Consider the following 14,566-nt stretch of genomic DNA (forward strand, 5'->3'; position numbering starts at 1 on the left):
AAGCTGATGAATTTTGAACGTCATTCGCAAGTTGCCAGTTTAATTACAGAATTAAATCACGCTTTTCCGCTAGCCCGTGAAATTCGCAATACCCGTGAGCATGCGCAGGCTTTAGAGCAAGTTGAAGACTTGCTTGAAGATTACGAAACCAATTACATTCTAATAGAAGCGCTGTCCGCTTCGATAGAACGTTACGAGTCATCTGCTGATGAATTCAGTGCGTTTAACCAACGTCAAACCGACATCGAGCCAGCCGTTGCCACGTTGCGTTTCTTAATGGAGCAGCACAATCTGAACACCACAGATTTTGAGAACGAAATTGGCAAGAAAAGCCTGGTATCACAAATTTTAAACGGTCATAAACAGCTAACGCGCCGCCACATTGAAAACCTAGCGGCACGCTTTGCTATTTCTCCAGCTTTGTTTTTTTAGCGCGCGAGCTTTTTCAATAGCAGGGCGACGGCATGCATGGCGAAGGTGGCGGTAACCGGCATGGCGGCACCGAAACCCGTGGCGCAGTTCATGCGCATGCTGCCGGCGCCTGGCTTGGCATGTGACCATTCGCCGTCTGCGGTTGGGTAACGTAGCTGCTCGGTGGAGTACACCGCAGTGACGCCAAACGAGCGCTTCGGGTTTTTCGAAAAGTTATAATCACGGCGCAGCATAGAGCGCACTTTGGCGAGCAACGGGTCTTGCGTGGCTTTGGCTAAATCAGCTGATGCCACTTGGCTTGGGTCAATTTGCCCACCGGCACCACCGCAGGTAACTAGCGGCAACTTACGCCGTTTGCACCAAGCAATTAGTGCGGCTTTCACGCTCACACTATCAATGGCGTCTAACACGGCAGTGACTGGCGTGCCGCTGTCGCCCGATCCTAAATATTCATTAAGATTATCTGCCGACAAAAAGTCATCAATCACCCGCACTTGGCAGTCCGGGTTGATGTCGCGCACGCGTGCTGCTAACACTTCGGTTTTCAGCTGCCCGACCGTGCTCGTCAACGCCGGTAGCTGGCGATTCATGTTGGTGACGCATACATCGTCAAGGTCAATGAGCGTTAACGCGCCGATGCCTGAGCGCGCAAGCGCTTCAACCGCCCACGAACCAACGCCACCTAAGCCAATAACGGCCACATGATGTTGGGAGAATTGGTTTGCCGCGGCGTGGCCATATACCCGCTCGACACCCGAAAAGCGCTGATTATTTTTTTCTGTCGTCATGGGGCGAATTTTACCACGCTCTTTGACACTTGTGATCAGCTAACTGCCGGTAATTAGAAAATCGAGCGCATTGAGCAGAACAAACTGCTGGTCTTTCAATGAAACCACTGGCACTTGATTGGCCGGCAATGGAATACTAGCAAGCTGATGCGTCATCACCACGAACTCTTCGTTACTGTCATACGCCCTTATCCCACGCACAACAGGACACAATGCTTGTATCGGCGCGCCATTAAAACTTTGCTTAAGAACAAGAGGCGCTACAACGCGTGTATTCAAGTCGTGCATTAGATCATTTTGCAAGTCGACAAAGAATGGATAGGCTTCTCGAGTATCGGCATCCAAATTCTCATACACATCAAACTGTGCCATTAGAACACCCGATGCTTCGCGGCAAACAAACCATGTTCGGTAACATAGCTATTCGCTTCTTGAATAGCCTGCTTATTTTCCTGCTGCCAACGTTGCTGTTTTTGCTTACGTACTTCTTCGACTAGCGCCGCCTCAAATGTTGCCGACAAATTAATCTTCAACGCTTTAGCTTCTTGCAACAAGGGTTCGCTAACACTCAAGTTGGTCGCTTTTTTAGGTGCTTGATAGTTCATTGCTATGCCCCTCTAATTCATGACAGTAGGTGTGGTGGTCGGCTTGAACTTTGAGTCAATGACATTGATTGCCAGCAGCCCTTTATGCGCATTAGCTATGCGCATTAGCTATGCGCATAAAACTTATACATAAATGTAGTCGTGATTCAGAGTTTGCGCAACGAATTTTTGATGCCGATTACTGAAAAACCGGCACCAACTAATGTTTCGAGATACTCACACCGAGCCCTATAAGTCGAGCCGTTGATGCCGCGCTATCAACTCAGCAAGCGACTGCGGCACGTCGTGTTGTTTGGCAAGAACCGGCCAGCGGCTGACCGCCTCAATGGTTTCATCAATCATGGCATCAAGTTTGCGCCGACTAAACAGTGGGCTGACTGGTTCTAAACTGTAAATATCGGCGCGGGTGAAGTTTTCGCGCTTGCCGTTTAGTTGCATCCAATGTTGGTTCACCCATTTGCTGTCGGGTTTATAGCTAAAGGCAACATCATAGGCCGGAGCTAGCTGCCAGCGGCTATTGCGATATTGAAAAGCAAAGTTTTTCGCGTGATCGTCGTGATTGCGCGCCACTAAATTAAATATCATGCGGCGCATCAATTGTTCAGCTTCAGGGGCGGTTAAACGTAACTTCCGAGCCACCGCAAAGAGTTCGCTGTACGAGAAGCTCCCCGGTTGTTTGTAGTCTACGTGGGCAATACCGTTGAGCGTTTGCGTATGTATTTTGCTGTTTCCAATGCGATCAAAACGCTGCGTAAGAAAATGTCTACGGTTACCTTCAGGCAATAAATGGCAAGGCATCATGTCAATGCCGCAAGCACTCGCCATTAAATAGTACACATACTCCATGGCCCCATAGCCTTGGGGGTCACCGAAGGTTTCATGGCCGCTGCCGCTTTCTTTTACCCCGTCAAACTTCATCAAGTAATGGGTAAAGCCTTCAGGCGCGTCGGTTTGACCTGAACGCACCTGTGAAAAGTCATGGTTAAAAGCCAGCACCGCTTTGGGCCGGGCACCGCCGGCACTGGTTCCCACCGACAACAACGCCAGCATGGCTTCGCGGTCAATATCACCGTTACTTGGCAGGTTTTGCTGAAACTGCGCGCGGTGATCAAGCACCTCTTGGGCAATTTCAGTCAGCTGAGCAATGTCTACTTGCTGCAGCGCTTCAAAACCACGCACTTTGGTGGCGGGCCGATATTCCAATGCGCCCATGCCGCGCCTACCTGTGTATTGCAGGCGTTGCAGTGGGGTAATCTCGCTTGGCTGCTTACCACGGTTTGCCACCCAAGCATTGAGCACTGCATTGCCGAAGTCATCAGGCAGTGAATCAGCCACTAGGCCAGGAAGCCCATGAAAGGTGCTGTTATTAAGCTGCGGGAAGCTGAAAATTTGTTTAGCATTCGTGGTTGGTAGCGGCATGGTTAATGGCGCTAATTCAAGGCCGCTGCGAATAAATTCCGGCGTGTACTCAAATGCACCAAAGCCTTGGTCACTGTCAAAGCTTAATGCACCAACTTCGTGCTCGTGATACCAAACGCTGACAACTTCCATCACCATGATGGCTCACCTTCGTCGGTTTTACCGCTTGGTTGGCTGCTACTTGCACGACGACCGCTTGCCCGCTCGCGCTTTTTGCCTTGCAACTTTTGCAGCTGTATTGGCGAAATTTGTGGTTTGGGAATGAAATTATTCAGCTGCTCGGCGAGCCCTAGCGCCAACAATAGCGCAGCGAAGTTTTCCAGCTGCACTTGACCTTTTTCAGCGCTAAGCACAATTTTACGGCTGACGCCGGCGCGCTTGGCCAGCTCAGCTTGGGTAATATTGGCATTCAGCCTAGCTTGCTTGAGACGTTGGCCGAGTTCTTCGGCAAGCGCGGCTGGTGATAAGTGGCTTAGTTGCATTATTCGTCCGCTTCGCTGTTCGTGGTTCGTGCGCTGCGCTGCTCGTCCGCTTCGCTGTTGGTAGCCCGGCGTTATACGCCGGGTAGCGCGTAGCGCTGTTGGTGGTTCGTGGTTCGTAGCCCGGCGTTATACGCCGGGTAGCGCGTAGCGCTGTTATTGTCGAACATTAGCCAACACTTGCACAGCTCAAGACCATTAAAGTTCCATATATTTAACTTTAAGAACATTAAGAGTATTAAAGTTCCTAATTTTGTACTTTATAGGAGTTTAGCTTTAAATTATTAAATAGCAAGAAAATACACAATGTTACCCAAAAAGAACTTTATACCTATAAAAAGATTATAATGTTACATAAACGGAACATTAACAAAATGAGAGTAATGGCTGGGTACTAACCATTAACGGCGCTGCGCGCCACCCGGCGTATAACGCCGGGCTACACGCTAAACGGATATTGAATAGCTGGGTGGTGCTGATAATTATGAACCGCAAAGTCGTCCATAGTTACCCAGGCTTCTAGGTCTTCTAGTGACTTAATGTCGGGGTTGATTTCTAGCTGTGGCGCAGGGAATGGCTCGCGCTTAAGTTGCACGTCGCGCATTAGCTCGAGTTGGTCTTCGTAAATGTGAGCGTTGACAATTTTATGATAAGCCACGCCAGCTTTGTGGCCAGTAATTTGCGCCATGAGTGCCAAAAACGTAAATACTTGTACTTGGTTGAAGTTTAAGCCGAGCGGTACGTCGCATGAGCGTTGGTAGCTGGTTAAGTACAAGGTGTCGCCAAGTAGCGAGAAGTTATGGGTGTGCATGCAGGGGCGCAAGCAGCCCATGTGAAACTCGCCGGGGTTATAAAAGCTGATAATTTCGCCGCGATCGTCCAAGCCGCGCGACAGGTTATCCACCACTTTACGCAGTTGGTCTACCACACCGCCGTCTGGTTTCGCCCAAGCGCGACCTTGTACACCGTACACGCGGCCCATGTCATCTTCGCCCTTACGGTGCGGGTTGGCTAGCCAGGCTTCGTTTAGGTTGGCATTGGCGTCCCATGTTGGGGTGCCTAGTGCGCGAAAGTCGGCCGCATTGGAATAGCCACGAATATAGCCCAGTAGCTCGGCAATGGCTGCCTTCCAATAGCTTTTGCGGGTGGTAATAAGCGGGAATTCGTTGCGATCAACACGGTATTCTAAGTCAGCGTTAATGACCGTGAGGCAGCGTTTGCCAGTGCGTTCGTTTGCTACCCATACGCCGTCATCAACAATACGTTGGCATAAGTCTAAATACTGTTTCACGCTTTGCTCCCACGTTTATAGGCAAATACCATTAACAATACGCCGCCCACAATCATGGGCGCTGATAGCCATTGCCCCATAGACCAGCCAAATAGTAACAAGCCCAAATGTTCGTCAGGTTGGCGGGCGTACTCCACCACAAAGCGGGCAAGGCCATAGCCAATTAAGAATAACCCGCCTATAGCACCGGTTGGCCGTGGCTTGCGACTATAAAATGCCAAAATAACAAACAATGCTAAGCCTTCAAGTCCGGCTTGGTACAGCTGTGACGGGTGCCGTGGCTCTGGCCCCGCCGCTGGGAAAATCATAGCCCAAGGTACGTCGGTAACCCGACCCCACAGTTCGCCATTAATGAAATTACCAATACGCCCTGCGCCCAAGCCTACTGGCACCAGCGGTGCGACAAAGTCGCCGATGGCCAAAAACGATTGCTTTGATTTCACAGAAAAAATCCACAGCACCGTAAGAACGCCGAGCAAACCACCGTGGAACGACATGCCACCACTTGTAATATCAAATAAATACAATGGGTTATCTATAAAGCGCTCGAATTGATAAAACAGCACATAGCCCACACGGCCGCCTAAAATAACGCCCATAAATGCCCAAAACAGTAAGTCGCTGAAGCGTTTTTCTGTCCACCCCTGAGCGGCGTAGTGCGGCATGCGGCATTGGCGATTGCCCCACCACCAGGCGAATAAAAAGCCAACGAGGTACATTAACCCGTACCAGCGCAAGTCAAACGGACCAATACTGACAATGATTGGATCGATATTGGGGTGCACCAAATAGTCTGACTGCATGAATTATCCTATGACGAGTTTTATTGAAATAATCACTAAAAATATCGCAAAACCGCGCTGCAAATGTTTCACCGGCAAGCGCTGGGTTAAGCTAGCACCAATGGGTGCACACAGCATAGAGGCGATAGAAATAGCTAACCAAGCTTGCACATGTACATAGCCAGACAGGCCGTCGGCGCCTTCAAGTTGCTGGCCCAACACCACAAAAGCGATTACCGCGCTTAAGCCAATGCTTAAACTTCCAACTGAGGATACCGCAATTGCTTGGCGAATAGGAACCCTTAAGCGCTGCAATAGCGGCACGGTTAACGAGCCTCCGCCAATGCCGACTAACGCTGACAGCGTTCCCATGCCGGCACTAATAAGTGCCATTAAGCGTTTCGAGACGTCAGTGAGTGGCTCGCCGCTGCGTTGCGGTATTAACATACGAATAGATAGCGCCATGAGCACCACGGCGAAGATACGTTGCAGCCAGTCGGGGTCAAGCATGGTGGCTAACCAGGCGCCACACACGGCCCCAACCATAAGGCCAGGAATAAGACGACGAACCCAAAAAAAGCTGACTTGCCCGTGTTTCAGGTGCGAGCGCGCTGAGCTTAAGGTGGTCATGACAATGGTGGCAAGCGAGGTGGCTACCGCCATTTGTACGACTAAATCGGGCGCAACACCCAGTAATGGCAGTAAATAAATTAACAGGGGAACAATAACAAGGCCGCCGCCGATACCTAACATACCGGCAAGTAGGCCCGCGACTACGCCCCCGGCAAGACACCATAACCAGCCTGCTAACAGCACATGTTCTCCTTAGCTTCCCGCCCTGACAAAACCACCGAGACCGGCATTTTCAAGTGCCATCACCACGTGTCTTTTCACTTCTTGAGGGGTGCGCGACGCCAGCGCTTTGTGTAGTACGTCGTGTAAGTCGGCGGCTTGAATATGGCGAATAATCCAGCGAATACGATCTATATTGTAGCTGTTCATGCTGAGGTTGCGATAGCCCATGGCCAATAGCAGCAAGGCACCACCTGGCTCACCAGCGAGTTCGCCACACACCGACACCGGTTTGTTCAGCTCGTCGCAGCGGTCAATAATTTGCTTCAGGGCATGCAACACCGCGGGGTGAAACGCATCGTATAAGCTCGCCACCCGCGAATTGTTGCGATCAACCGCCAGCATGTATTGGGTTAAGTCATTGGTACCCACCGAGAAAAAATCAATTTTATCGGCCACGCAGTGCAGTTGATAAATCATAGCTGGCACTTCTATCATGACGCCAATTTGTGGCTCATAAAGCTGTTCATCAACGCTGCAGGCAAGTTCTTCGGCTACTTCGTGGTATGCCTGATGAATCATGCGCACAGCTTCGTCGACTTCTTCGGCGCTGGTGATCATGGGCAGCAGAATGCGTAAATTGTTGCGCCCTACCGAGGCTCGCAGCAGCGCCCGAATTTGCACTAAAAATATTTCCGGGTGATCAAGCGTTAAACGAATACCGCGCCAGCCCAAAAATGGGTTTTCTTCATTCATGGGTAGATACGGCAGCGGTTTGTCACCACCAACATCTAGGGTGCGCATAACCACCGGCGCACCGCGAAACTGCTCTAGCACTTGCGCGTATAGCTCTTCTTGTTCGTCTTCCGTGGGCAAGCGCTCGCGCATCATAAATGGAATTTCAGTACGGTACAGCCCAACGCCTTGTACGTTCAGGTCATTCAACCAGTCACGTTCGGTGTTCAAACCGACATTTAAATTAAGCTGTACCCTCACCCCATCAATGGTCTCAGCCGGTAAGCTACGCGCTTGCATGACTTTTTGTCGTAGCACCAGCTCTTCATCAGCCAACTGGCGGTATTCGTTTTCAACCTGCAACGGCGGATTTACAAACACGTCGCCATTGTAGCCATCAACAATGAGGGTTTCGCCGTTAACGTCGTTAAGCGCAATACTGTCAACGCCAAGCACTGCCGGAATACCCATACTGCGTGCCATAATAGCAGCATGCGAATTGCCAGAGCCGCGTAATGACACCATACCAATAATATCGGCTTGCGGCAGTTCCGCTAACATAGTTGCGGTGACTTCGTCAGCCACTAAGATGCATTGCGACGGCGGCGTTAAATTGCGTGCCTCGCGATTTTGCAAATGGGCCAAAATACGATTGCCCAAGTCACGCACGTCGCTGGCACGTTCGCGTATGTATTCGTCATCAAGGTTTTCAAATTGGTCGACCAGTTGCTCAACCACCATTTTTAATGCGGTTTGCGCGCGCCAGCCTTCCTGAATAGTTTGTTCAACTTGCTGACCCAAACTCGCCGAGTCCATCATGGCGTGATAAACATCAAAAATAGCCAAAGTTTCTTCGGCCACATGGCCTTTCATGCTGTCGCTAATGTCGAGCAGTTCTTGTCGCGTTCGTGCAACCGCAGCACGAAAGGCACGAATTTCATGTTCGTGCATGTCGCTACGTTTGGGAGTAACTTCACTAAGCCGGGCTGGCGGTTTCACCACAAAGGCTTCGCCAATGGCCACCCCTGGTGCTGCGGGTAAGCCCTTAATGGTTTGCAGCCATGGAGATTGCTTGGCGGTGCGCAATAGGCCTTTGGCTTCGGCATGAGCAATAACCACCGCTAACTGAGCCGCTAAGGTGACCACAAAGGCTTCTTCGTCGCGGGTAAAGGCGCGCGCATGTTCTTGCTGCACGGCTAAAACCCCAAGTACCCGCCGGCGATGGATAACCGGCGCCGCCAACATGGCTTTGTAGCGGTCTTCAATAACGTGTTCTAGCTTTAAAAAGGCTGGGTGCTCAGAAGCATTGGGAATATTCAGTGGTTCTTCGCGCGAGGCGGCTAAACTAATAACCCCCTCGCCGAATGGCACATGAATAGGTTCGTCAGAGCGAATTTCTAGACCGTCAGTAGCGGCCAAGGCAAACATATGTTGCTCATGGTCGGCTAAATAAACAGTACAAGAGTCGGTATGTAAGGCTTCTTTTACTTGACGCACCATGGTTTGCAGCGCCAGCTCGAAATCTGGCGCCTGATTCACCGCTTCCACAATGCGTTGCAGTACTCGAAGCATATGTTGTTTAACCTAAGAGCTACCGACTCAAGAACGGCGGCGCCGGGCTGGACGGTGACGTTTATGCGACTGCAGATTTAGCACCACCGCGCTGAACTCTTTCAGCACCCGACGATAAACCTCACGCTTAAACGACACAACTTGTCGCACAGGGTACCAAAAGCTCACCCAACGCCAATCATCAAATTCAGGATGTGACGACTGAGTGACGTTTACATCCTCTTCATTACATTTTAACCGCAGTAAAAACCATTTCTGTTTTTGACCAATACAGGTCGGCCGCTGTTCGCGTCGTACCAAGCGCTTTGGCAACCGATAACGGAGCCATTGCCGACTGGTGTAAACTAATTCAACTTGTTCGGGCTTTAATCCGACCTCTTCCCAGAGCTCGCGATACATAGCCTGTTCTGGCGTTTCGCCATCATCTATTCCGCCTTGCGGAAACTGCCAACTATGTTGCCCGAATCGACGCGCCCAAAATACCTGTCCCTGCTCGTTACAGATAATGATTCCTACGTTAGCGCGGAATCCTTCTGCGTCTATCACGCGAGCGCCCTCATAAATTCGACATATGCTTTGGATTTTTCCATAATCGCGTCATGAATGAAAGGATTAATCCGTTTCGATGAGGTAAATGTGCAGCTTAAACAGCTCTTTGATAAGGCCAGCGCACTGGCTGGCTATAGCTTTGCCGAATTAGCCGCCGAACAAGGCATGGTGGTACCGAATGACTTGCGTCGCAACAAAGGTTGGGTAGGCCAGTTACTTGAAAGCGCTTTAGGTGCTAGCGCTGGCTCACAAGCGTTGCAAGATTTCCCCGAATTGGGCGTGGAGCTAAAAACCATTCCTTTAGATGCCAACGGCAAGCCGCTAGAAACGACTTTTGTATGCACCACACCGCTGGTCAACGTGCATGAGCTATCGTGGGAAAGCAGCAACGTGCGCAATAAACTACAATGTGTGCTGTGGATTCCAATTGACGGTCGGCGCGAGATACCGCTAGCTGAGCGCACCATTGGCACCGCGTTTTTATGGCAGCCAAGCGCCGCGCAAGAGGCGCAATTAAAAGCCGACTGGCAAGAACACATGGACAAAATTGCCCTAGGCGAAGTGGAGTCAATTACCGCCCACCAAGGCGAAGTACTGCAGTTGCGCCCCAAGGCCGCCAATAGCCGTGTATTAACCGACGCCATTGGCGCCAACGGCCAACCCATACAGACTTTACCGCGTGGTTTTTATTTAAAAACTAAGTTTACCGGCCAAATTATTCGCGATATTTTCAAGCTTGAGGGCTAGCTCTTTCAGCAAACCATAGGAGACATATGGCACCCAACACGCCAGCTCACGAACAACGCCACGTTACCGTTACCCCTTTAGCTCGTGCCCACGGGGCTGGTTTTAGTGCGCTAGGGTTGGTGATTTTTGCCGTGGCTATATTCTTGTGGCTGATTGACGCGCCCCTCCCTCCAGCGGCCTTCGGCTTACTATACATTGCGAGTGCGGCACTGTTATTTTTAGGCAGCGCCAAAGTATTCGAGCCGCCAATCAGTTTTGAAATAACCCCCGAAGCCATTCGTTACTGCCATCGCCGCGGCCACTGGCAGATTTTCTGGGATAATATTGTGCGCTATGACATACCACGCGTACACCGAGGCCTAGAGCTCGACGAAGTACCCTATATTGGCTTCGCTTTGCACGACATTGAGCCCCTTCTGGCCGATATAACTCCGCGCCTCGCCGTATATTTGCTTAGCGAGCAGCGCCACTTACTTGTCGTCGCCTTGCGGCACGAGCGCCCCGACATTCAAGATTATTCGCCCTATTTTGAAGTTCCTGACCGCTTTGTGGCAGCATCGGGAAAAATTTATAAGGGTGTACAGGCAATGTTCGCAACACGATGTACACACTTTCGTGAATTATTAGGTTATGATCTGTTTGTTCCGGTCAGTGCGTTAGATCGTCCACCCGAAGAATTCGTGGCCTGGCTTCACGCACTGCAAAATACAAAAGCGCTATCAGATATTGGATATTAGATATTTGGTGCGAAGTATCGGGTATTTGTGTTTCATCTAATATCTAATATCCAATAGCTAATATCGTTTTCGCTTTTAAAGAGGTTTTATGCAGACATTAGGTTGGCGCGAATGGGGCTCACTTCCTGAGCTTGGCATCGACGCCCTAAAAATGAAAGTTGACACGGGGGCGCGTACCTCTTGTTTGCACGCATTTAAATTAGAGCCGTTTGAAAAAAATGGCGAAGCTTGGTTGCGTATTTGGTTGCACCCAGAGCAACACAGCGATCGCGAGTTAATGATTGAGTCGAAAATACATGATCAGCGCGAGGTGACCGACTCTGGAGGTCACACCGAACTGCGCTATGTTATTCGCTCAACCTTGCACTTAGGTGAGTTTAAGCAACCGATTGAACTCACCTTAACCAATCGCGACACCATGAAGTTTCGAATGTTATTGGGTCGACAGGCCATGCGTGGCCATTTTTTAGTTGACCCCGACAAATCTTATTTACTCGGTCAGCCTGGAGCCACCGCATGAGAATAGCCATTTTATCGCGTAATCCGCGTCTTTATTCTACCCGCCGCTTAGTTGAAGCTGGCGAAGCACGCGGCCACACAGTCGATGTGCTTGACCCATTGCGTTGCTACATGAACATTAACGCGCGTGAGTCATCTATTCACATGAAAGGTAAAGACTTACCGCAGTACGACGCGATTATTCCGCGTATTGGTGCGTCCATTACGTTTTTCGGCACCGCGGTACTGCGTCAATTTGAAATGATTGGCACTTACCCATTGAACGAGTCTGTTGCGATTTCACGTAGCCGCGATAAATTGCGCTCGCTGCAATTGCTAAGCCGTAAAGGTATTGGCCTGCCAACCACTGGGTTTGCTAGCCAACCGCAAGATATTCCCGACTTGATTGACATGGTTGGCGGCGCGCCATTAGTGATTAAATTACTGGAAGGCACCCAAGGTATCGGTGTGGTGCTTGCTGAAACCCGCCAGGCTGCTGAAAGCGTTATTGAAGCATTTATGGGCCTTGAGTCGCACATTATGGTGCAGGAATACATTAAAGAAGCCGGCGGTGCAGATATTCGCTGTTTTGTGATTGGCGACAAAGTTATTGCGGCCATGAAACGCCAAGCCAAGGCTGGCGAATTTCGTTCGAATTTACACCGTGGTGGCTCGGCCAGTTTGGTTAAACTAACCCCAGCCGAGCGCGCAACCGCCGTGAAAGCTGCCAAAACCATGGGGCTGAATGTTGCAGGTGTCGATATTCTACGCTCAAACCATGGCCCGTTGGTGATGGAAGTAAACTCTTCGCCAGGCCTTGAAGGCATTGAAGGTGCAACCGGCAAGGATGTTGCCGATCAGATCATTTCGTTTATTGAAAAGAACGCCAAGGCCAATAAAACTCGCACCAAAGGCAAAGGCTAACAACGACAACGACGATATTAGCTGTTAGATATTGGATATTAGATCAAACCTAGATACCCGCTGCAGCAGCACTAATATCTAATATCTAATATCTAATATCTAACAGCTAATATCGCATTAAGGTTTTTATGAAGCATAAATCGTTTCAACTGGCGAATCAGCGTATTGCACCGGGCTCGCGGCATAGCGTTAAAATTCCGGCGGCGCGGCTGTATAACGACACGCCAATGGATTTGCATGCCGAGGTTTTTCATGGCGTGAAGGCCGGCCCAACCCTGCTGGTGTGTGCCGCTATACATGGCGATGAACTAAACGGCATTGAGGTATGCCGCCGTTTAATGGGCGAGTTAGATCCACTGCAGTTATCCGGTACGGTGATTATTGTGCCGGTGGTGAATGTGTTTGGCTTTATTCAGCAGTCACGGTATTTGCCTGACCGGCGCGATTTAAATCGTTGCTTTCCTGGTTCTGAGCGCGGTGCTTTGGGTAGCCGCTTGGCGTACTTGTTCAATGAAAGCTTGGTGCAAAACGCAACACATATTATTGACTTACATACCGGTGCTATTCATCGCAGCAACTTGCCACAAATTCGCGTTGACACCGACAACAAAGACGCGCTGGCCATGGCTGAAGCTTTCGGCACACCGGTTATTTTGCACAGCAAAGAACGTGACGGCTCGTTGCGCTCGTTAGCTTCCGAGCTTGGCATTCCGCTTATTTTATATGAGGCGGGTGAAGCCTTACGGTTTGACTATGCGGCAATTAAGGCCGGTGTTATTGGTGTACAAAACGTCATGAAGCGCTTAAAAATGCTTAAAGGCCGCCAACGTCGCAAAAAAGTGCAGCCGGTGGTTGCTCATCGTAGCGCTTGGATTCGTAATGAATATGACGGCTTGGTCGTACCTAAGGTTGAGCTGGGGCAAACCATTAATAAGGGCCAAGTGATTGCTCAAACAGTGAACCCGCATGGTGATGAACTGCATGCCATTAAGAGCCCATATCATGGTATTGTGATCGGCATCAGTAATATTCCGGTCGCTAATGAAGGCGAAGCTTTGTTTAACGTGGCACAATTTGATGGCGAGCGAATTGAACACGCAAGCGAAAACGTGGATGTCTTTGTCGAAGCTTACGATCAAAAACCAATATGAAACATTTAAGTACACCGTCTCAATTAGTGCTGCGCCATCAGCAGCGCTTTGATAATACGCCATTATTATTGGTCAATGCGCCTGATGCTGAAGTAGCTGATGCCCTGAATGTAGTGCAGTGCTGGCATTTTCATGCTGGGTACGCCAAACAATGGCGAGCATATGCGCCACAGGTGATGCACCACTTTGGTGCAGACGCACCGATGTATGATTCCGCCCAAGCACCGCAAGCCGCACTAGTATGGCTACCGAAAGAAAAGCAGCTTACTTGGTATTTGCTCGACGCGTTGCGCTCGGTATTACCGGCCGGCACGCCTATTTGGCTGGTGGGTGAAAATCGCGGTGGTATTAAAAGCATCAATAAACAATTTCCTGCCAGTTTAGCGCCAGCGCAAAAAGTAGCCGTGGGTAACCATAGTTTGTTACTGCGTAGTGAGGTTATTGAGACATTATCGAGCTTTGATGTGCAACAGCGCTTTGAATATGAAAGCTTAGCTCAGCCAGGCCAACCTACCCCATTGAAGCTGGCCAGTTTACCTGGCGTATTTGCGTTTCCTGGTATTGATGCTGGTAGCGCAATGTTGCTTGAACATTTACCGAGCTGGCAACAGGGCCACGTGTTGGACTTTGCCTGTGGGCATGGCGTATTGGGTGCATGGCTGCAACGTCAGGCTAAGCACCTGCGGGTTACTTATCTTGATGTGAGCGCATTGGCGTTAGCGGCAACTGCGGAGACGCTGCGGCAAAATGGTTTAACGGGCGAATGCATTGCCAGTGACGGGCTGACCAGTAATTTGCCCCAGTTTAATTACGTGGTCAGTCACCCACCGTTTCACACCGGCCTTGCCACCGACTATGAAATTGGTAAGCAGTTTTTACGACAAGTCCGTCAGCATATGTCGCCTGGCGGCGAGTTATGGTTAGTTGCCAACCGCTTTTTACCTTGGCCAGAGCTTATTGAACAAGCTTTTGCGCATTGCGAGCGCGTGGCCCAAGATAATAAGTTTGCAGTATATTTGGCCCGTCGTGGCTCCCGTTAACGAAGCAGAGTTTAACTAGCAAGGT

General features: G+C 50.2%; 17 protein-coding genes. 7 read left to right on the plus strand and 10 right to left on the minus strand.

Translation table 11 applies throughout. The features are described from left to right. Positions 1-6 precede the first annotated feature (6 nt). Positions 7-432 (plus strand): helix-turn-helix domain-containing protein, encoded by a 426-nt coding sequence (locus tag ASC40_RS07625; RefSeq protein WP_055439207.1) that lies wholly within the window; start codon positions 7-9, stop codon positions 430-432. Here ASC40_RS07625 and tcdA read toward each other — a convergent pair. The 10 genes from tcdA to rppH form a co-directional block, all read right to left on the minus strand. After that, positions 429-1,220 carry a tRNA cyclic N6-threonylcarbamoyladenosine(37) synthase TcdA gene (tcdA, locus tag ASC40_RS07630; RefSeq protein WP_055439208.1) on the minus strand — a complete coding sequence of 264 codons (792 nt, stop codon included), beginning with the start codon at positions 1,218-1,220 and terminating at the stop codon, positions 429-431. The genes ASC40_RS07625 and tcdA overlap by 4 nt on opposite strands. Positions 1,221-1,259: 39 nt before the next feature. Continuing rightward, the gene (locus ASC40_RS07635; RefSeq protein WP_055439209.1) at positions 1,260-1,592 is read right to left on the minus strand and encodes a CcdB family protein; all 333 of its coding nucleotides are present in this window, start codon (positions 1,590-1,592) and stop codon (positions 1,260-1,262) included. Beyond that, positions 1,592-1,825, minus strand: a complete 234-nt coding sequence (locus ASC40_RS07640; protein ID WP_055439210.1) for a type II toxin-antitoxin system CcdA family antitoxin — start codon at positions 1,823-1,825, stop codon at positions 1,592-1,594. Before ASC40_RS07640 ends, ASC40_RS07635 begins: the two co-directional genes overlap by 1 nt. A gap of 228 nt (positions 1,826-2,053) precedes the next feature. After that, positions 2,054-3,382 (minus strand): type II toxin-antitoxin system HipA family toxin, encoded by a 1,329-nt coding sequence (locus ASC40_RS07645; protein ID WP_055439211.1) that lies wholly within the window; start codon positions 3,380-3,382, stop codon positions 2,054-2,056. Further along, on the minus strand, positions 3,376-3,726 hold the full coding sequence (locus tag ASC40_RS07650) for a helix-turn-helix transcriptional regulator (protein WP_055439212.1): 351 nt from the start codon (positions 3,724-3,726) through the stop codon (positions 3,376-3,378). Before ASC40_RS07650 ends, ASC40_RS07645 begins: the two co-directional genes overlap by 7 nt. Positions 3,727-4,162: 436 nt before the next feature. Further along, the gene (locus ASC40_RS07655; protein ID WP_055439213.1) at positions 4,163-5,014 is read right to left on the minus strand and encodes a thymidylate synthase; all 852 of its coding nucleotides are present in this window, start codon (positions 5,012-5,014) and stop codon (positions 4,163-4,165) included. After that, a complete protein-coding gene (lgt, locus tag ASC40_RS07660; RefSeq protein WP_055439214.1) occupies positions 5,011-5,817 on the minus strand; it encodes a prolipoprotein diacylglyceryl transferase in 807 nt (268 codons plus the stop codon). Before lgt ends, ASC40_RS07655 begins: the two co-directional genes overlap by 4 nt. Positions 5,818-5,820: 3 nt before the next feature. Continuing rightward, on the minus strand, positions 5,821-6,612 hold the full coding sequence (locus tag ASC40_RS07665; protein WP_055439215.1) for a sulfite exporter TauE/SafE family protein: 792 nt from the start codon (positions 6,610-6,612) through the stop codon (positions 5,821-5,823). A gap of 9 nt (positions 6,613-6,621) precedes the next feature. Continuing rightward, a complete protein-coding gene (ptsP, locus tag ASC40_RS07670) occupies positions 6,622-8,895 on the minus strand; it encodes a phosphoenolpyruvate--protein phosphotransferase (RefSeq protein ID WP_055439216.1) in 2,274 nt (757 codons plus the stop codon). Between the two features lie 27 nt (positions 8,896-8,922). After that, on the minus strand, positions 8,923-9,441 hold the full coding sequence (gene rppH, locus ASC40_RS07675; protein ID WP_055439217.1) for an RNA pyrophosphohydrolase: 519 nt from the start codon (positions 9,439-9,441) through the stop codon (positions 8,923-8,925). Positions 9,442-9,498: 57 nt separating this feature from the next. Between rppH and mutH the strand changes: the two genes are divergently transcribed. The 6 genes from mutH to ASC40_RS07705 all read left to right on the plus strand — a co-directional run bounded on the left by mutH (position 9,499) and on the right by ASC40_RS07705 (position 14,541). Further along, positions 9,499-10,191 carry a DNA mismatch repair endonuclease MutH gene (gene mutH / locus ASC40_RS07680; RefSeq protein WP_055439218.1) on the plus strand — a complete coding sequence of 231 codons (693 nt, stop codon included), beginning with the start codon at positions 9,499-9,501 and terminating at the stop codon, positions 10,189-10,191. Between the two features lie 26 nt (positions 10,192-10,217). Next, positions 10,218-10,928: a DUF2982 domain-containing protein gene (locus tag ASC40_RS07685; protein WP_055439219.1), complete on the plus strand. Its 711-nt coding sequence runs from the start codon at positions 10,218-10,220 to the stop codon at positions 10,926-10,928. An 88-nt stretch (positions 10,929-11,016) separates the two neighbouring features. Continuing rightward, the gene (locus tag ASC40_RS07690; RefSeq protein ID WP_055439220.1) at positions 11,017-11,448 is read left to right on the plus strand and encodes an ATP-dependent zinc protease family protein; all 432 of its coding nucleotides are present in this window, start codon (positions 11,017-11,019) and stop codon (positions 11,446-11,448) included. Beyond that, the gene (rimK, locus tag ASC40_RS07695) at positions 11,445-12,350 is read left to right on the plus strand and encodes a 30S ribosomal protein S6--L-glutamate ligase (protein ID WP_055439221.1); all 906 of its coding nucleotides are present in this window, start codon (positions 11,445-11,447) and stop codon (positions 12,348-12,350) included. Before ASC40_RS07690 ends, rimK begins: the two co-directional genes overlap by 4 nt. A 128-nt stretch (positions 12,351-12,478) precedes the next feature. After that, a complete protein-coding gene (locus ASC40_RS07700; RefSeq protein ID WP_055439222.1) occupies positions 12,479-13,501 on the plus strand; it encodes a succinylglutamate desuccinylase/aspartoacylase family protein in 1,023 nt (340 codons plus the stop codon). Next, on the plus strand, positions 13,498-14,541 hold the full coding sequence (locus ASC40_RS07705; RefSeq protein WP_055439223.1) for a methyltransferase: 1,044 nt from the start codon (positions 13,498-13,500) through the stop codon (positions 14,539-14,541). The genes ASC40_RS07700 and ASC40_RS07705 overlap by 4 nt, the downstream gene beginning before the upstream one ends. Positions 14,542-14,566 lie beyond the last annotated feature (25 nt).

This window comes from Pseudidiomarina woesei (assembly GCF_001418345.1).
GTDB lineage: Bacteria > Pseudomonadota > Gammaproteobacteria > Enterobacterales > Alteromonadaceae > Pseudidiomarina > Pseudidiomarina woesei.